This is a genomic window from Streptomyces sp. NPDC053474, assembly GCF_044544845.1.
In the GTDB taxonomy this organism is placed as follows: Bacteria; Actinomycetota; Actinomycetes; order Streptomycetales; family Streptomycetaceae; genus Streptomyces.
This window is the reverse complement of sequence record NZ_JBITXV010000015.1, coordinates 174,734-193,403: the sequence shown is the minus strand read 5'-3', so window position 1 is coordinate 193,403 and position 18,670 is coordinate 174,734. Positions and strand designations below refer to the sequence as shown.

Here is an 18,670-nt window from a genome sequence, read left to right as displayed (position 1 = left end):
ACGTGGTCGAATTCCTCACTCCGCCCCGGCGTACGCCGGTTGACTGGAGCGCGGGCAGGGGCGGAGCGGGGCGGGGCCCGGACGGGGGTCGGGCCCCGCCCCGCGCGGCAGGGCGCTAGATGATGCCCTCGGCGATCTCCGCCTGCTCCTTGTCCGTGCCGTACGCGGCCGGGGTGTTGTAGGTGCGGCGGGCCACGAACCACCAGATCGTGGCGAGGACCAGGACCACGGCGAGCGCGATGGACGCGTAGTTCATGGTGTCGGCGGTCACCGGCGAGGACTGCGGGAGGCAGAACAGGACCGTCACGAAGGCGACCCAGCACACCGCGATCCAGCCCACGGGCTTGCTCCAGCGGCCCAGGTTCCACGGCCCCGGCTGGAACCGGTCACCGGCCTTGAGGCGCAGCAGCACCGGGATGGCGTAGGCGGGCGTGATGCCGATGACGTTGATGGCGGTGACGGCGCCGTACGCGGTCTCGGAGTACAGCGACGGCAGCGCGATGACGCCCGCGAGGCCCACCGAGAGCCACACCGCGGGCACCGGCACCTGCGTCTTGGTGCTCACCTTGCGCCACACCGCGGAGCCCGGAAGGGCGTTGTCGCGGCTGAAGGCGAAGACCATGCGGCTGGCCGCGGCCGTCTCGGCGTTGCCGCAGAACAGCTGGGCCACGATCACGATGAGCAGCAGCGCGGTGGCGCCGGAGGTGCCGAGCCCGTCGATGAAGATCTGCGCGGGCGGTACGCCGGTCGCGCTCTCCTGGGTGCCCACGTAGTCCTGGATGGCGAAGGTGAGCCCGGCGAGCAGCACGAACCCGGCGATCCAGGAGACCCAGATGGCGCGCACGATGCCGCGCGCGGCGGTCACCGAGGCGTTGGACGTCTCCTCCGACAGGTGCGCGGAGGCGTCGTACCCGGAGAACGTGTACTGGGCGAGCAGGAGGCCGATCATGCACACGTACAGCGGGCTGTCCCAGCCGGTGTCGTTGACGAACTCGCCGAACACGAACGACGGCGACTGGTGCGAGTCGGGGACGATCGCGAGGACGCCGACGATCACCGCGACGCCCGCCAGGTGCCACCACACGGAGATGGAGTTGAGGAGGCTGACGAGCCGGACGTTGAACAGGTTCAGGAGCGCGTGCACCAGCAGGATGCCCAGGAAGATCACGAAGGTGGATCCGGCCGTCGGGTGGAAGTCGGTGTGCATGCTCAGCAGGGCGCCGCTGAACAGGGCCGCCCCGTAGTCGATGCCCGCGATCGCGCCGAGGAGGCCCAGGAGGTTGAGCCAGCCCGTGTACCAGCCCCAGCGCCTGCCGCCGAGCCGGTCCGCCATGTAGTAGAGCGCGCCGGAGGTCGGATAGGCGCTGGTGACCTCGGCCAGGGCCAGGCCCACGAACAGGACCATCAGGCCGACTCCGGCCCAGCCCCACATCATCACCGCGGGCCCGCCGGTGCCGAGGCCGAAGCCGTACAGCGTCATGCAGCCGGACAGGATGGAGATGACGGAGAAGCTGATGGCGAAGTTGCCGAAGCCGCCCATGCGGCGGGCCAGGACGGGCTGGTAGCCGAGTTCCCTGAGCCGCTGCTCCTCATCGGGGAGCGGTGGTATCGCGGCAGAACTCGACACGGTGGTGCGGGACACGGATCAACCTCCGGGGAGAGCGGGGGTGCGGGGGTGTGAGGGGTGTGTCAAGGGGGGGGTGACGAAGGGCGTCGCTGGGGGTAAGACGCCCGGTGGGTCAGCCGCGCGGGCCGGGGCCGCGCGCGGCGTGGTAGCACCGCGCCCGGGCCTGCACGAAGGACTCGGCGGCGGCCTCCGCGTCGCCCGGTGACGTGGTGCGGTACGTCCACGGCACGACGGCGTAGAAGGGGTCGAGGGCCTCGAACACCCGCACCGCGTCGTGGAAGTGGTGCGCGCCCCACAGCGCGTGGGCCAGGTAGTTGAGGTCGAGCAGCGAGGCCGCTTCGGGCTGGGTGTGGTCGAACCACAGCTGGAGCGCCCGCAGCGCGCCGCGCGTGGCGTCCTCCGCGATCCAGTGCAGGTCGAGCGCCCGCTCGCTGCCGCCCTCGCGGCGGTAGCGCTCCACCCGTACGTACAGCGGGAGCACGTGCAGGGGCGAGCCCGCGGGTGCCGCGGCGGACGCCCAGTGCACGAAGTTGACCGCCTCGGTCAGCGGGGCGCCCGGCCTGCGGTGGTAGGCGAACTGGAGCATGCGGTGGTACGCCTCGCGGTTGCCGGGGTCGCGCTTGTCGGCCTCGGCGAGGAGCTGCCACGGGCCGGGGAACAGCATCGGCTCCGGCGCCGCGACCCGGTGCTCGTCCCACCGCTGGCCCTCGTCGAGCTGGGCGAGCGCCAGCAGGCAGATCCACGGCACGGGGTCCTCGGGGGAGGTCTGCGAGGCGATGCGGCAGGCGGTGTTCGCCTCGCGCCACAGGTCGTTGGTGTGGCGGTGGCCCGCCCGGTGCGCGCGCAGGGCGCGCTCCACCGTGACCCGGGTGTGCAGGACGGTGGCGGCGACGCTGCGCGGCTCCTCGGCGAGCCAGGCCCGCACCACGTCGGAGCCGGCGACGGCGGCCGCGAGGACCTGGGTGCGCTGGGTCCACAGGCCCCAGTCGGGGGTCTCGGTGAGCAGGTTCCTCGTCGACACCCAGCGGCCTGCCTTGAGGTCCTGGAGCACGGCGCGCAGCGGCGCGTCGTGACCGGCCGGGTGATACACCGGGCGCGCTAGGGGCATCGGGGGTCCTCTGGGCTCGGGCAGGAGGCTGTGGGCTGCGGTTTCCGTGAGTGATGAACTGATGTGCGAGAGACTGTTGTTGTTCGGCGGTCAGTGTAGAGCGGAGACTTCCGATTACTGGGCAGTCCTCGGATCTTTCTTGACCAACTTGTGTCAACGCGGCACGCCGTTGCGCACTTTGGTTTCTCACTTGTTCAACAGCGGCCCCTCTTGCGTACTTTGGGCGATGTACGTCCCTTGACGGCTCCCGGCCCCCTGTAGCAGGCTGCCGCCGTGATCACGACTTACAGCGCGGCCCGCACGGCCGGGCGGGGACGAGGCCGCGGATGACCGGCGGCGGCCCGGTTCTGGCCGTTGACCAGGGCACCTCCGGCACCAAGGCCCTCGTCGTCTGCCCCGAGCGCGGAGTGATCGCCTCCGGCAGCGCGCCCGTCCGCCCCCGCCATCTGCCCGGCGGCCGGGTCGAGGTCGGCCCCGGCGAACTCCTCGCCTCCGTGCTCGACGCCGGACGCGAGGCCCTGGACCGCGCGGGCGAGCCGGTCGCCGCCGTGGGCCTCGCCAACCAGGGCGAGACCGTCCTCGCCTGGGACCCGGCGACCGGCGAGCCCCTCACCGACGCCCTGGTCTGGCAGGACCGCCGCGCCGAACCCCTGTGCGCGGAACTCGCCGAGCACGCCGACGAGCTGAAGGACCTCACCGGGCTGCCGCTCGACCCGTACTTCGCCGCCCCCAAGATGGCGTGGATACGCCGCCACCTCACCCGCGGCGGCGTGGTCACCACCAGCGACGCCTGGCTGGTCCACCGGCTCACCGGCGCCTTCGTGACGGACGCCGCCACCGCGGGCCGCACCCAGCTCCTCGACCTGGACGCCGTCACCTGGTCCCCGCGCGCCCTCACCCTCTTCGGCCTCGACGGCGAGGAGCTGCCCCGGGTCGTGGACGCCGCCGAACAGGTCGGCACCACCCGGGCCTTCGGCGGCGAGCTCCCGCTGACCGGCCTCCTCGTCGACCAGCAGGCCGCGCTGCTCGCCCAGGACGTCACCGCGCCCGGCACCGCCAAGTGCACCTACGGCACCGGCGCGTTCCTGCTCGCGCAGACCGGCGCCCGGCCCCGCCGGGGCCCGTCGGGCCTGGTCGCCTGCGTCGCCTGGCGCCTCGCGGGCCGCAGCAGCTACTGCCTGGACGGCCAGGTCTACACGGCCGCGTCCGCCGTGCGCTGGCTCACCGACCTCGGCGTGATCAAGGGCGCGCGGGACCTCGACCCGGTCGGCTCGGCCGTGCCGGACGGCGGCGGCGTCACCTTCGTGCCCGCCCTCGCCGGGCTCGCCGCCCCCTGGTGGCGCGGCGACGTGCGCGGCTCCCTGACCGGGCTCGGCCTCGACACCACCCCCGGACACCTGGTGCGCGCCCTGTGCGAGGGCCTCGCCGCCCAGGTCGCCGAGCTCGCCGACGCCGCGGCCGCCGACCTCGGCGAGCCCCTGCGGAGCCTGCGCGTCGACGGCGGCCTGACCCGCTCGGCGCTGCTCATGCAGACCCAGGCCGACCTGCTCCAGCGGCCCGTCGAGGTCTCCGCCCTGCCCGACGTCACGGCGCTCGGCGTGGGCGCGGTGGCACGCCTCGGCCTCGACCCGCGCCTCGGCCTGGACGACGTCGTCCCCGCGTGGCGGCCCGCCGCCGTCTACGAGCCGCGGATCGGCCCGGACGAGGCCGCGACGCGCCGCGCCGCCTTCCGCGCCGAGGTCACCGCACTCCTGGAGCGCACACCCCCGTCCTGACCGCCGTGCGCCGGGGTCCGCCTCCTGACCGGCGGGCCGCGCGCGTCACGAACGGACCGCCCCTACGCCCTCCGACGCACGAGACCGGACCCCATGAGCACCGAGCGACACGACCGTACGACCGCCGCGCGGCAGGGCCGCGTCACCCGCTCCGGCGCGCTCCCGGACGACCCGTACGACGTGACCGTCGTCGGCGCGGGCGTCGTCGGCACGGCCATCGCCCGCGAACTGGCCCGGTACCCGCTGCGGATCGCGGTGGTCGAGTCCTCCGACGACGTGGGCGAGGGCACGTCCAAGGCCAACACGGCGATCCTGCACACCGGCTTCGACGCCGCGCCGGGCTCCCTGGAGGCCCGGCTCGTCCGCGAGGGGCAGCGGCTGCTCGCCGCCTACGCGGCCGAGACCGGCATCCCCGTGGAGCCGGTCGGCGCGCTCCTGGTCGCCTGGGACGCCGAGCAGCTCGCCGCCCTGCCGGGCCTCCTCGACAAGGCCGTGCGCAACGGCTACCACGCGGCCCGGCTCCTGGACGCCGCCGCCGTGCGGGCCCGCGAGCCCCACCTCGGCCCCGGGGCCCTCGGCGCCCTCGACGTGCCCGGCGAGAGCGTCATCTGCCCCTGGACGACGCCGCTCGCCTACGCGACACAGGCCGTGCGCTCCGGCGCGGACCTGCACCTTCGCTGCCGCGTGACGGCGGTCGCCGCGGCCGGGGACGGGCACGTCCTCACCACCGGCCGCGGCCCCCTGCGCACCCGCTACCTCGTCAACGCGGCGGGCCTGTACGCCGACACCGTGGACCGCATGCTGGGCCACGACACCTTCACCGTCACGCCCCGGCGCGGCCAGCTCATCGTCTTCGACAAGCTCGCCCGCGACCTGGTGCGCCACATCCTGCTGCCCGTGCCGACGGCGCTCGGCAAGGGCGTCCTCGTCGCGCCGACGGTGTACGGCAACGTCCTGCTCGGCCCCACCGCGGAGGACCTGGACGACAAACGGGCCACCGGCTCCACCGCCGAGGGGCTCGCCGGGCTGCGCCGCCAGGGCGCCCGCGTCCTGCCGCCGCTCCTGGACGAGGAGGTCACCGCCGTGTACGCGGGGCTGCGCGCGGCCACCGATGACGACGACTACCGCATCGACGCCTGGCCCCGGCAGCGCTACGTGACCGTCGGCGGCATCCGCTCCACCGGCCTGACGGCATCCCTGGCCATCGCGGCGCACGTCACGGACCTGCTCGCCGAGGCGGGGCTGCGCCTGGGCGGGGCCCGCGACCTCGCGCCGGTGCGGATGCCGAACCTGGGCGAGGCCTTCCCGCGCCCCTACGAGAGCGCGGAGCTGATCGCCGCCGACCCGGCGTACGGCACCATCGTCTGCCACTGTGAACGCGTCACCCACGGGGAGATCCGCGACGCCCTGCGCAGCACGGTCCCGCCGGTCACCGTCGACGGGCTGCGCCGCCGCACGCGGGCGCGCGGCGGCCGGTGCCAGGGGTTCCACTGCGGAGCCGCCGTACGCCAACTCCTCGACGGACACGCCCGGTCGGCGCGGTCATGAACGACAAGACGAGCGACACGGCGCGCGGCGGCGCGCGGCGGGAGGCCCCCATGAGACGCGAACGCGCGGTGGACGTCCTCGTCGTGGGCGCGGGCCCGGCGGGCCTCGCCACCGCCGCGGGGCTCGCCGCCGCGGGAGCGGGCCGCGTCGAGGTCCTGGAGCGGGAGCGGCAGGCGGGCGGCGTCCCGCGCCACTGCCACCACGGCGGCTTCGGCGACCGCACGGTCGCGGGCCTCGCCGTCCCCGGCACGAGCGGGCCCCGGTACGCGCGGCGGTGCGTCGAGGCGGCCGTGCGCGCGGGCGCCACCGTGCGCACCGGCGTCACGGCCACCGCCTGGGCGGGCCCCCGCACCCTCGACACGACCTCGCCGCACGGCCTGGAGCGGCTCACCGCGCGGGCCGTCGTGCTCGCCACCGGGGCCCGCGAACGGCCGCGCGCCGCGCGCCTGGTGCCGGGCAGCAGACCCGCGGGCGTCTACACCACCGGCGAACTCCAGCAGGCCGTCCACCTCTTCGGGCAACACGTCGGCACCCGGGCGGTCGTGGTCGGCGGCGCGCGTGTCGCGTACGCGGCCCTGGACACGCTGCGGAGCGCGGGCGTCGACGTGGTCGCCCACGTGACGTCCTCGGCCCGCGGCGAGGTCCCGGCCCCGCGCGCCGCCGTGGCCCGGCTGTGGCACGGGATCCCCCTGCTCACGGAGACGGACGTGGTCGAACTCGTGGGCCGGGGGCGCCTTTCGGGCGTGCGCCTGCGCCACCGCACCGGACGCGGCGCCCACCTCGTCTGCGACACCGTGGTGTTCACCGGTGACTTCGTCCCCGACCACGAGCTCGCGCGGCGCGGCGGTGTGCCGCTCGCGCCCGGCACGCCCTTCCCCGGCGTCGACGCCGCCTTCCGTACGGGCCTTCCCGGAGTGTTCGCGGTCGGGAATGTGGCCCACGCCGTCACCCCCGCACGGGTGGTGACGGCGGAGGGGCGGCGCGCGGCGGAGTCGGTCCGGCGCTTTCTGGCGTGCGGAGAGTGGCCGCCGACGGCGTCCGCCCGATAGCGAAAAATTGACGCCAAAAATGAACCGTCAACCACAGGGTGATCCGGGCGCACACCGGCGCAGTGCCGGGCGCACGGCAATGGGGTGGCGGATTCTCCCCTTTCCCAGGGAGGATCGGCCACTCCGCGCCTCGTTTAGGGCGGGCCTTCTCCCGGGGTAGTTGCTTATTCGACGAGGCGGTTCCGGCGGGCGCGGGGCTGGCTTGAATTGCGTGATCGTTTCACCGTGCCCGGGGAAGAGGTGAACAATGCCATCTCGTCACCTCAGGGCACGTGCTCGCGATCCCCTGCGTTTCTCCGGTCCTCTTCTCGCCCCGGGCCTGCCTTGACGGGAGGGAAGTCACGATCTTCGACAGGATTATGCAACTTCCCAATGTATCTCAGGCGAAACTGCCGAAGAACCCGCAGTTTCACGCCACGGCGGCGCATCAGCGGGGGACGTGCCTTCTCGGGAACCTGGCCTAGAGTAACGCGCGGTCATGTGGGGAACGCTTCCCCCTCTTCACTCATGCAGTGCGCAGCGAAAAGTACAGGAGCAGGTCGGCCAGGATCCTTGACCGCCGGCGCCGACACCGTATCGATCTTCGCGAGGGGGAAACCGGGTGGCTATGGGGAACGGGTGGCACCAGGGGGAAAACGTAATGATGGTGAATGCTGTGAAAGCTGTGACGCAATTTCCTGAGGTGTTACCCGGTAATCTTTCCTTCAACATTCTTGGGCCGCTGGCGGTGTGGTCGGCCCAGGGGCCGCTGCCGCTGGGCCCCGCGCGCCAGCGCGCGGTCCTCTCGGCCCTGTTGCTGGCGCCCGGGCAGGTGATCGGCACCGAACGGCTCACGGAAGCCATCTGGCCCGCGGGCCCGCCCGGCAACGTGGTCGCGAGCCTGCACAGCTATGTGTCCCATCTGCGCCGCCAGTTGGAGCCGGACGGCCCGCCCCGGGGCCGCAACCGCGTCCTGCGCAGGGAGCCGCAGGGCTATCTGCTCGCGGTGGAGTCGGAGCGGGTGGACGCCTGCCGCTTCGAGGACCAGCTGCGCGCCGGACGGCGGCTGCTGCGGGCGGGCCGCTACCCGGAGGCGTGCCGGGCCCTGAAGGCGTCCCTCGCCCTGTGGCGCGGCGCGCCGTACGCGGAGCTCGGCGACTACGAACCCGCCGTGTGCGAGGCCACGCGCCTGGAGGAGCTGCGGCTCATGACCTGGGAGGCCCTGTGGGAGGCCGAACTGGCCTGGGGCAGGGACAACGGCAGCGTGGTGGCCGAACTGGCCGCGCTCAGCGCCCGGTACCCCACGCGGGAGCGCCTCGGCTGGCTCCTGATGGTCGCCCTGTGCGAGGTGGGCAGGCAGGCCGAGGCGGTGCGCGTCTACCACCGGATACGCCGGGCCCTCGCGCAGGAGCTGGGCGTGGACCCCGGACGCGAACTGCGCGCGCTCTTCGGCCGGATCCTGCGCGACGAGTTCGTCGGGCGGGTGTGCGTGCTGCACTGACGCGGGCGTGCGCCGGGGGAGGGGGCCCGTCGCGCCGCGGCGGCGCTCCGCCCCCGGCGCGGCGGGAGCGCCTCAGTGGATGCGCCGGTCCTCGTGGGCCCAGTAGGGCTCGCGGAGCCGACTCTTCTGCACCTTGCCGTTGCTCGTGCGCGGCAGGGCGTCCCGGAAGTCCACGGAGGTGGGCGCCTTGTACCGGGCCAGGCGCTCCTTGCAGTACGCGATGATCTCCGCCGCGCGCGCCTCGGCGCCCGCGGCGGGCACCACCACCGCCTTGACGGTCTCGCCCCAGCGCTCGTCCGGCACGCCGATGACGGCCACCTCCGCGACGGCCGGATGGCCCAGGAGGCAGTCCTCGACCTCCACCGACGACACGCTCTCGCCGCCGGTGACGATGACGTCCTTGAGCCGGTCGAAGAGCCGGAGGTGCCCCTCGTCGTCGAAGGAGCCCGCGTCACCGGTGTGGAACCACCCCTCGCGCAGCGCGTCCCCGTCGGCCCGCTCGTCCTGCCAGTAGCCGTCGAGGACCATGTTCGAGCGGGCCAGGACCTCGCCGCGCTCACCGGTCCGCATCCGTACGCCCAGGGCGGGCGCGCCCGCCCGCGTCAGACCGCCGCTGCCGGGCGCCCCCGGAAGGCGCCGGTTGAAGGTGAGCAGGGTCGTCTCGGTCAGGCCGTACACCTGGAGGAACTCCCAGCCCAGCGTCTCCTCGACCTGGGCGACGAGCCGCTCGTCCACGGGCGCGCCCGCGCACACCACCCGGGTCCTGCCGCGCCCGGGCACCTCGCCCGGCCAGTCGCGGGCCGCCCGGATCACCGCGTCCCACACGGCGGGCGCGCCGAACGCCAGGGTCACGCCGTGCTCCTGGACCCGGCGCAGGACCTCCATGCCGTCGATCCGGCGCAGCAGCACCTGCCGCGCCCCGAGCCCGGCGAGCAGGAACGGCACGCCCCAGCCGTTGCAGTGGAACGTGGGCAGGGTGTGCAGATAGACGTCCCCCTCCCAGATCCGCCCGTGCACGCCGAACGTCATCGCGTTCAGCCAGATGCTCCGGTGCGTCAGGGCCACACCCTTGGGGCGCGCGGAGGTGCCCGAGGTGTAGTTGAGGGTCGCCACCGCGTTCTCGTCCGGCCGCTCCCAAGGGCGCGGCTCGACGTCGAAGCGCATGACCTCCGCCTCGGTCTGCTCCCCGAGGACGAACCGCTTCGGCACGTCGACCGAGCCGAGGACCGCCTCGACGTCGGGGTCGACGAACACCACCGAGGCGTCGCACTGGCGCAGGACGTACGCGATCTCCTCGGGCGTGAGCCGGTAGTTCACCGGCACGCAGATCCGCCCGCTCGCCGTGACGGCGTACAACAGCTCAAGGAGACGCGAGCAGTTGGGGCTGACGACGGCCACCCGCTCGCCGGTGCCGATCCCCAGCGCGTCCAGACCCGCCTGCCAGGCCCGTATGCGCCGCAGCAGCGAGCCGTACGTCGTCGTCGGCACCGGGAGAGCCGGCTGCTGAGGCTCGTCGACGAGCGCCGTGCGCCCTGCGGCGGCCGCCTCGGCGCGGTCGAGGAAGTCGGCCATGGTGAGCGGAACGAGCATGATGCGTCCTCACAGTGGTGTGCCGGAGACAACGGAGAAGCGAGGGAGCGAACACAGCGGACGGGAGCGGGCCGCGGCGGCCTCGCACGAGGCCGGAACAGTACGCGTGCGGACGAGGAGCGCGAAGAACCGGAAAGGGCGGCGCGGCGCCCGGACCCACCGGGCGGGGCCGCAGGGGAACGACGGCGGTGGTGCTCACTCCTGGCGGTGCACGCGCCGGGGCCACACACCCGCGTCACCGCGCCTGGACCTCATCCTGACATCCCCGATCCGCATCCAGAAAGCCTCGGTCGGCCCGCGCCAAGTCGCCTCCAAGAAACCGCCAAGAGCGGCCGGTGACGATGCAGCGGCACCACGGGCCACGGGTGCGAACGCGGGGAGGACCGATGCGATACGAGGAGTCGGGCGTGCCCGGTGGGGTGACCACCTGGGCCGCCCGGGGCTGGGCCGAGGAGAACGGCATCGGCAGCGCGACCCTGCGCCGCCTGGTGCGGGCCTGGCCGCGCCGGGCGGCGGTCACCACCAGACCCGAGGCCATGGAGGAGAGTGCCGACTACGACCCGGCGCTGCCGGACTACCCGCTGGAGATCGTGCCGTTCGCGGAGCACCCCCGCTTCCTCGCGGCCCGCCCGGACCAGCGGCGACAGGTCCTCACCGGCCTGTGGATCGGCTACAACGAACGCGTCATCGCCACCGAACACCTCATCGCCGAGCCCGCCTTCGACCTCGTCATGTGCGGCGTCTTCCCCGGCTGCGACGACCCGCTGATCCGCCAGAGCGTGCAGCAGGCCGTCGTGGACGAGAGCTTCCACACCTACATGCACATGCTCGCCATCGCCCGCACCCGCGAGCTGCGCGACGTCCGCACCCGGCCGGAGCAGCCCCCGCTCGTCACCTACCGGCGGCTGTGCCAGCTCCTCGCCACGATGCCCGAGGAGTGGGAGCGGCACGTCGCCGTGCTCGTCTGGGGCGCGGTGGCCGAGACCTGCATCAACTCCCTGCTCGCCCTGCTCGCCAGGGACGAGTCGATCCAGCCCGCGCACTCCCTGATCACCACCCTGCACCTGCGCGACGAGACGGCACACGGCTCGGTCGTCACCGAGGTCGTCAGAGAGCTCTACGCGCGCATGAACGCCGCGCAGCGCCGCACCCTGGTGCGCTGCCTGCCCCTGGCCCTGGAGGCCTTCGCCGAGCAGGACCTGTCCACGCTGCGGCTCGAACTGGCCACCGCGGGCGTCCACGGCGCCGACGAGATCGTCGGCGACCTGCGCGCGACGTCCACCGGGCGGCGGCTCGTCCGCGACTTCTCCGGCGCGCAGCGGATGGTCGAACAGCTGGGCCTGGCGGGCGAGGTCGACTTCGACTTCCCCGAGCGGCCCGCGTGGTCGCCCGGCGCGGCGACGCCCCACTGAGGCCGCGTCCGACGAGCGCCGACACCGGGGCGGGGCGGGCCCGCGCCCGGCCGCGCCCGCGCACCGAGGGCCGCCCGAGGACCCGCACGGCCCGTCAACGGCCGCCCGCACGGCCGACCTCCGACCGCCGCAGAAAGGTGACCTGATGATCGTTGCCCGCCTCCGCCCCCATGTGCCGATCGACGAGCAGACTCGGCTGACCTCCGCGTGGCGGCACGACGGACACCGGTCGTTCCACTGCCGGGCCGGCCGCCACGCCCTCGTCACCTTCCCCGACCTCGCCCCGGCCTCGCCCGCGGCCGAGGAGTTCGTGGCCCTGCTGCGCGCCACGGCCGCCGTCGAGGCCGTCGTCGACAGCGCGCAGGCCCCGCCCCTGGGCAGCCTCGCGGCCACGGGCGAGCCCAGCGCCGTCCGCGTGGCCGACGACTGGAGCGTGGGCGGCGGCTCCTTCACCTGGATAGCCGGGCCCTGCGCCGTGGAGAGCGCGGACCAGCTGATGGCCGTGGCCCGGGGCGTAGGGGCCCGGGGCGCGCACCTGTTGCGGGGCGGCGCCTTCAAGCCCCGTACGTCCCCCTACGCGTTCCAGGGGCTCGGCACCGACGGGCTCGCGCTGCTGCGCGAGGCGGCCGCCGCGACCGGGCTCGGCGTCGTCACGGAGGTCGTCGACGTCGCCCACGTGGAGGCCGTGGCCGAGGTGGCCGAGGTGCTCCAGATCGGCACGCGCAACGCCCAGAACTACCCGCTGCTGCGCGAGGCGGCGCTGACCGGCCGCCCCGTCCTGCTCAAGCGCGGCTTCGGCTGCACCGTCCAGGAGTGGCTGCACAGCGCCGAGTACCTGCTCGCGGCGGGCAACGGCCGGGTGCTGCTGTGCGAGCGCGGCGTGCGCACCTTCGAGGACGCGAGCCGCTTCACCCTGGACATCACCGCCGTACCGCTGATCAAGCGGCTCAGCCATCTGCCGGTGATCGTCGACCCCAGCCACGCCTGCGGGCACGGCGACCTGGTGGCCCCGCTGGCCGCGGCCGCCGCCGTCGCCGGTGCCGACGGCGTGATGGTCGACGTCAACGAGGCGGGCCACACCGCCCTGTGCGACGGCAAACAAGCGATCACACCGGACGAGTTCGGCGCCCTGGTGGCGCGCACCGGCCGGATCCTGCACAGCGCGGAGCCGATGGAGCCCGTCGCCGACCACGCGATGGTGAGCCGATGACCGAGGAGGCGACGATGGAGCACGACGAGGGACACGACCGGGCGCTGCGCCGACGCCTCGCGGACGCCGGGGACGTGGAGCGGCACCGGCTGCTGCTCGACCTGATCCGCACCCACGCGGCGGCCGCCCTGGAGCGGACGGACCCGGCGCCGCTGGACGCCGCCCGGGCGTTCGGCGCGCAGGGCGTGCGCGGCCGGGCCGCCGCGCGGCTGCGCGAGCGCCTCGGCGAGGCCACGGGCGTCGCCCTGTCCGCGACCGCCCTCTTCGACTACCCGACGCCGGAGGGGCTCGCCGCCCACCTGTGCTCACGGGTGCTCGGCGAGCCCGCCACCGCCACCGACGCCACCGCCCCGGGCGCGGCCGTCGACGAGCCGATCGCGATCGTGGGCATGGGCTGCCGCCTGCCCGGCGAGGTGCGCTCGCCGGACGACCTGTGGCGCCTGGTGCACTCCGAGACCGACGCGATCTCCGAGTTCCCCCGCGACCGCGGCTGGACCGTCGCCCACGACCCGGACCCGGACCACGTGGGCACCACCGTCACCCAGCACGCCGGATTCCTGTACGACGCGGCCGACTTCGACGCCGACTTCTTCGGGATCAGCCCCGGCGAGGCCGTGACGATCGACCCCCAGCACCGCCTCCTCATGGAGACCGCGTGGGAGGCCGTCGAACGGGCCAGGATCGACCCGACCACGCTGCGCGGCACCAGCACCGGCGTGTTCGTCGGCATCATGTACAGCGAGTACGGCGCCCGGATCCGGCACGTGCCGCCGAGCGCCGAGGGCTACCGCGTGGTGGGCAGCATGCCGAGCGTGGCCTCGGGGCGCCTCGCCTACGCCCTCGGCCTCGAAGGGCCCGCCGTCACCGTCGACACCGCCTGCTCGTCCTCCCTGGTGTCCCTGCACCTGGCCGCCCAGTCGCTGCGCAAGGGCGAGTGCCGGCTCGCGCTCGCGGGCGGCGTCACCGTGATGGCGACGCCCTGGGGGTACGTCGAGTTCAGCAGGCAGCGCGGGCTCGCGCCGGACGGGCGGTGCCGCTCGTTCTCCGCCGACGCGGCGGGCAGCAGCTGGTCGGAGGGCGTGGGCGTACTCCTGTTGGAACGCCTGTCCGACGCGGTCAGGAACGGGCACCGCGTCCTCGCCGTGGTCCGCGGCTCCGCCGTCAACCAGGACGGCGCGTCCAACGGCCTGACGGCGCCCAACGGCCCCGCCCAGCAGCGCGTGATCCGCCAGGCCCTGGCCCACGCGGGCCTCACCACCGCGGACGTGGACTGCGTGGACGCCCACGGCGCCGGAACCCAGCTCGGCGACCCCATCGAGGCGCAGGCGCTGCTCGCCACCTACGGCCGCGGCCGCCCCGCCGAACAGCCCCTGTGGCTCGGCTCGTTGAAGTCCAACATCGGCCACACCCAGGCCGCCGCCGGGGTCGCGGGCGTCATCAAGATGGTGATGGCGATCCGGCACGGGGTGCTGCCGCGCAGCCTGCACATCACCGAGCCGACCCCGCACGTCGACTGGTCGTCGGGCGCGGTGCGGCTGCTCGCCGGGGCCGAGCCCTGGCCCGACACGGGACGGCCGCGCCGGGCGGGCGTCTCCTCCTTCGGCGTGGGCGGCACCAACGCCCACGTCATCGTGGAGCAGGCGGACCCCGAACCCGACGGCAGGGCCCCGCGCACCACGGACGGCGCGGACCGCCCCGGGCGCCCCCTGCCCTGGCTCGTCTCGGGCAACGGCGCGCCCGGCCTCAGGGCCCAGGCGCGGCGCCTCGCGGAGTTCCTCGCCCCGGGACCCGACGCGCCCGACGCGTCCGACACCGACCTGGCGTACTCCCTCGCGACGACGCGGGCCGCGCTCGCGGACCGGGCCGTCGTGGTGGCCGCCGACCGCGCCGAGGCCCGCACGCGCCTCGCGGCCCTCGCCGACTGCAGTGACGGAACGTACGGCGAACACACCGCGGTCGGCACCGCGACCGCGCGCGACCGCGTCACCTTCGTCTTCCCCGGCCAGGGCTCCCAGTGGCCGGGCATGGCGGCCGAACTGATGAGCACCTCACCGGTGTTCCGCGCGTCCATCGAGGCCTGCGCCGCGAGCCTCGCCCCGCACGTCGACTGGTCCCTGACGAAGGTGCTGCGCGGCGAGTCCGGCGCGCCCACCCTGGAGCGCGTCGACGTCGTCCAGCCCGCGCTGTTCGCGGTCATGGTCTCCCTCGCGGCCCTGTGGCGGTCCTACGGCGTGGAGCCCGCCGCCGTCATCGGGCACTCGCAGGGCGAGATCGCCGCCGCCCACGTCGCGGGCGCGCTCTCGCTGGACGACGCCGCCCGCGTCGTCGCCGTGCGCAGCCGCGCCCTGCGGGTCCTCTCCGGGCGCGGCGGCATGGTCTCCGTCGTGGCCCCCGTCGACCAGGTGCGGCGCGGCCTCGCGCCGTGGGCCGGTGCCGTCTCCGTCGCCGCGGTCAACGGGCCCCGCTCCGTGGTGATCTCCGGCGACCCCACCGCCCTCGACGCGGCCATGGCGGCCTTCGAGCGGGACGGCGTGCGCGTGCGCCGCATCCCCGTGGACTACGCCTCGCACTCGGCGCAGGTCGAGGAGATCCGCGACACGCTCGTCGAGGCCCTGTCCGGCATCCGGCCGCGCCCGGCCGCCGTGCCGTTCCACTCGACGGTGACCGGCGAGCCGCTCGACACCACGGCCCTGGACGCCGCGTACTGGGTGACCAACCTGCGCGACACCGTCCAGTTCCACCGCACCGTGACGCGGCTGCTCGCCGCCGGGCACACCACGTACGTCGAGATGAGCCCGCACCCCGTGCTCACCATCGGCATCCAGGAGACCGCGGAGGAGGCGGGCGCCCACGACGCGTTGACCGTCGAGTCGCTGCGGCGCAACGAGGGCGGCCCCGCCCGGTTCCTGACCGCGGTCGCCGAGGCCCACGCGCACGGGGTCGCCGTCGACTGGACGGAGGCCTTCCGGCACGCCGCGCCGCGCCCCGCGGACGTACCGACGTACGCCTTCCAGCGTCGCCGCTACTGGCTGGAAGACGCGGCCCCGCCCGCGGCGGACGTGGCGGCGGCCGGGCTCGACGGCGTCGACCACCCGCTGCTAGGCGCCGCCCTGGAGCTGGCGGACGGCAGCGGCGGCACGCTCCTCACCGGCAGCGTGTCCGCGCGCACGCACCCGTGGCTCGCCGACCACGCCGTCGCGGACGTCCTCGTCGTGCCCGGCACGGCGCTCGTGGAGGCCGCCCTGCACGCCGGTGCGCAGACGGGCTGCGACACCCTGGAGGAACTGGTCCTCGAAGCGCCGCTGATCCTGCCCGAACAAGGCGCCGTACGCGTCCAGGTGAGCGTCGCCGGGCCCGATGAGGCCGGGCGGCGCGCCGTCACCCTGTACTCCCGGGCGCAGGACGCGGGCGCCGACGAGCCGTGGACCCGGCACGCGGGCGGCACCCTGACGCGCGCCGCCCGCCCGGCCGCCGCGCCGCCCGCCGCCTGGCCGCCCGCCGGGGCCGAAGCGGTCGAACTCGACGACTGCTACCGCGAGCTGGCCAAGTCCGGGCTCCACTACGGCGCCGCCCTCCAGGGCCTGCGGCGCTGCTGGCGCCTCGACGACGAGCTGTACGTGGAGGCCGAACTCCCCGAGGCCGCGGGCGGCACCGACCGCTACGGCCTGCACCCCGCCCTGTTCGACGCCGCCCTGCACGCGGCGGCCCTGCCCGGCGGACCCGGCGCGGGCGACGGCGACGCCACGACCCGGCTGCCGTTCTCCTGGACCGGCGTCACCCTGCACGCCACCGGCGCCGCCCGGCTGCGGGCCCGCGTCCGGCGCACCGGGCCCGACGCGCTGTCCCTCACCGCCACCGACCCCGCGGGGCGCCCGGTCGTCAGCGTCGAGGCCCTCGGGATGCGCCCGGTGACCGCCGAGGCGCTGCGCCGGGCCGCCGCCCTGTCCGACGCCGCACTGCTGCGCCTGGAGTGGCGGCCGCGGCCGCTGCCCGCCCCGAGCGGGACCGGCGCCCCGCGCGGGACAGGCGCCCCGAGCGGGACAAGCGGGACAGGCGCCCCGAGCGGGACAGGCGCCGCGCGCTGGGCCTGGATCGGGCCGTACGACGCCGCCGCCGACGACGCGCTCGCCGCGCGGGGCATCGCCCGCACCGCCCACCCCGACGTCGCCGCCCTGCGCGCCGGTCTCGCCGCGGGCGACGCCCCGCCCGACGCCGTGGTCCTGGCCGAACCCGCGACCGACCGCGGCACCGACCTGGCCGCGGCCGCGCACCGGGCCGTGCACCGCGTCCTGGCCGCCGTGCGGGACTGGTCGGCCGACGACCGGCTCGCCCACACCCGGCTGACCGTGCTCACCCGGGACGCGGTCGCGGCCGCCCCCGAGGCGTCGCCCGACCCGGCCCTCGCCGCCGTCTGGGGCCTGGTGCGGTCGGCGCAGGCCGAGTACCCGGACCGGATCTCCCTGCTCGACCTGGACGGCACCGCCGCGTCCCTGGCCGCGCTGCCCGCCGCCGTGGACAGCGCAGAGGCCCAGCTCGCCGTGCGCGCCGGGACCCCGCTGACCCCGCACCTCGCCCGCGTGCCCGCCCCGGCCAGGACCGGCGACGCACCGGCCTGGCGCACCGACGGCACCGTCCTGGTCACCGGCGGCCTCGGCACCCTCGGCCGCGTCCTGGTCCGGCACCTGGTGGTGACGCACGGGGTGCGCCGCCTGACCGTGGTGGCGCGCTCCGGCGCGACGGGCGCGGAGGAGTTCCTGGCGGAGCTGCGCGCCGCGGGCGCCGAACTCCACGTGGTGGCGGGCGACGCGGGCGACCGCGACGTCCTGGCGGGCGCCCTGGCGGCGCTCCCCGACGACGCCCCGCTGACGGCCGTCGTCCACCTGGCGGGCGTCCTGGACGACGGCGTCCTCGCCGCGCAGACGCCGGAGCGCGTCGACCGCGTGCTGCGCCCCAAGGCGGACGCGGCCTGGCACCTGCACGAGCTGACGGCGGGCTCCGGCGTGCCGCTGGTGGCGTTCTCGTCCGTGTCGAGCGCCCTCGGCCCGGCCGGGCAGGCCGGATACGCGGCGGCGAACGCGTTCGTGGACGCCCTGGCCGCCCGGCGCCACGCCGAGGGCGCGCCGGGGCTCGCCCTCGGCTGGGGCCTGTGGAGCGAGCGCTCCGGCCTCACCGGCGACCTCGCGGACACCGACGTGCGCCGCATCGCCCGCTCCGGCGTCAAGCCGCTCTCCAGCGACCAGGGCCTGGCCCTGTTCGACCTGGCCCGCGCCACCGGCGAACCGGTCGTCTTCCCCCTGCGCCTGGACCCGGCCGCGCTGCGCGGCGCCAGTGCTGACGATGCGTCACCCCTGCTGCGCGGGCTCGCCCGCACCCCGGTGCGGCGCGCCGCCGCCGACGCCGGGACGGCACCGGGCGAGGACTCCCTGGCCGACCGGCTCGGCCGCCTCACCCCGCCCGAGCAGCGCGAGCTCCTGCTCGACCTGGTCCGCGGCCACGTCGCGGCCGTCCTCGGCTACGACGACCCGAGGACCGTCGGCGAGCGCCGCCCCTTCACCGACATCGGCTTCGACTCACTGCGCGCGCTGCAACTGCGCAACCGGCTCGGCGGCGCCACCGGCCTGCGCCTGACGGCCACGCTCGTCTTCGACCACCCCACGCCGCTCGCGCTCGGGCGGCACCTGCGCACGCTGCTCGTACCGGACGCGGACGACGGTCCTGAGCCCGCCCCGCGGCCCGCCCCGGGCGGCGAGCGGCCGGGCGTCGACGAAGCCGTCCTGGCCCAGCTCGGCTCGGCCTCCAGGGAAGAGGTCTTCGACCTCATCGACGACATGCTCGCCGACTAGGCCCCGCGCCCCGCCCGCCACGATCCGG

At 75.3% G+C, this 18,670-nt stretch carries 9 protein-coding genes and 1 pseudogene; 7 read left to right on the top strand and 3 right to left on the bottom strand.

Translation table 11 applies throughout. The annotated features are described in order from the left end of the window. Positions 1-115: 115 nt before the first annotated feature. Positions 116-1,642, bottom strand: coding sequence for an amino acid permease (locus ACIG3E_RS31295; RefSeq protein WP_399622931.1), 1,527 nt, complete (start codon positions 1,640-1,642; stop codon positions 116-118). Between the two features lie 97 nt (positions 1,643-1,739). After that, complete coding sequence (locus ACIG3E_RS31290) at positions 1,740-2,735, bottom strand: hypothetical protein (protein ID WP_399622930.1); 996 nt, start codon at positions 2,733-2,735, stop codon at positions 1,740-1,742. A gap of 326 nt (positions 2,736-3,061) precedes the next feature. Between ACIG3E_RS31290 and ACIG3E_RS31285 the strand changes: the two genes are divergently transcribed. From ACIG3E_RS31285 to ACIG3E_RS31270, 4 genes and pseudogenes are all read left to right on the top strand, one after another. Then, entirely contained in the window at positions 3,062-4,510 is a 1,449-nt protein-coding gene (locus ACIG3E_RS31285; protein WP_399622929.1) for an FGGY family carbohydrate kinase, read from the top strand. A 93-nt stretch (positions 4,511-4,603) separates the two neighbouring features. After that, entirely contained in the window at positions 4,604-6,058 is a 1,455-nt protein-coding gene (locus ACIG3E_RS31280; protein ID WP_399622928.1) for an FAD-dependent oxidoreductase, read from the top strand. 50 nt (positions 6,059-6,108) lie between these two features. Continuing rightward, positions 6,109-7,086 (top strand): annotated as a pseudogene (locus tag ACIG3E_RS31275) (NAD(P)/FAD-dependent oxidoreductase); the annotation flags it as partial. 748 nt (positions 7,087-7,834) lie between these two features. Continuing rightward, positions 7,835-8,587, top strand: a complete 753-nt coding sequence (locus tag ACIG3E_RS31270; protein WP_399622927.1) for a BTAD domain-containing putative transcriptional regulator — start codon at positions 7,835-7,837, stop codon at positions 8,585-8,587. A gap of 72 nt (positions 8,588-8,659) precedes the next feature. Here the strand turns inward: ACIG3E_RS31270 and ACIG3E_RS31265 are convergent, their stop codons facing one another. Continuing rightward, positions 8,660-10,177 (bottom strand): AMP-binding protein, encoded by a 1,518-nt coding sequence (locus ACIG3E_RS31265; protein ID WP_399622926.1) that lies wholly within the window; start codon positions 10,175-10,177, stop codon positions 8,660-8,662. Between the two features lie 386 nt (positions 10,178-10,563). On the opposite strand from ACIG3E_RS31265, the gene ACIG3E_RS31260 reads away from it, so the two are divergent. The 3 genes from ACIG3E_RS31260 (at position 10,564) to ACIG3E_RS31250 (ending at position 18,642) form a co-directional block, all read left to right on the top strand. Further along, the gene (locus ACIG3E_RS31260) at positions 10,564-11,589 is read left to right on the top strand and encodes a 4-aminobenzoate N-oxygenase (RefSeq protein WP_399622925.1); all 1,026 of its coding nucleotides are present in this window, start codon (positions 10,564-10,566) and stop codon (positions 11,587-11,589) included. Between the two features lie 145 nt (positions 11,590-11,734). Beyond that, positions 11,735-12,799 carry a 3-deoxy-7-phosphoheptulonate synthase gene (gene aroF, locus ACIG3E_RS31255; protein ID WP_399622924.1) on the top strand — a complete coding sequence of 355 codons (1,065 nt, stop codon included), beginning with the start codon at positions 11,735-11,737 and terminating at the stop codon, positions 12,797-12,799. Next, positions 12,796-18,642: a type I polyketide synthase gene (locus tag ACIG3E_RS31250; RefSeq protein WP_399622923.1), complete on the top strand. Its 5,847-nt coding sequence runs from the start codon at positions 12,796-12,798 to the stop codon at positions 18,640-18,642. The genes aroF and ACIG3E_RS31250 overlap by 4 nt, the downstream gene beginning before the upstream one ends. Positions 18,643-18,670: the final 28 nt, after the last annotated feature.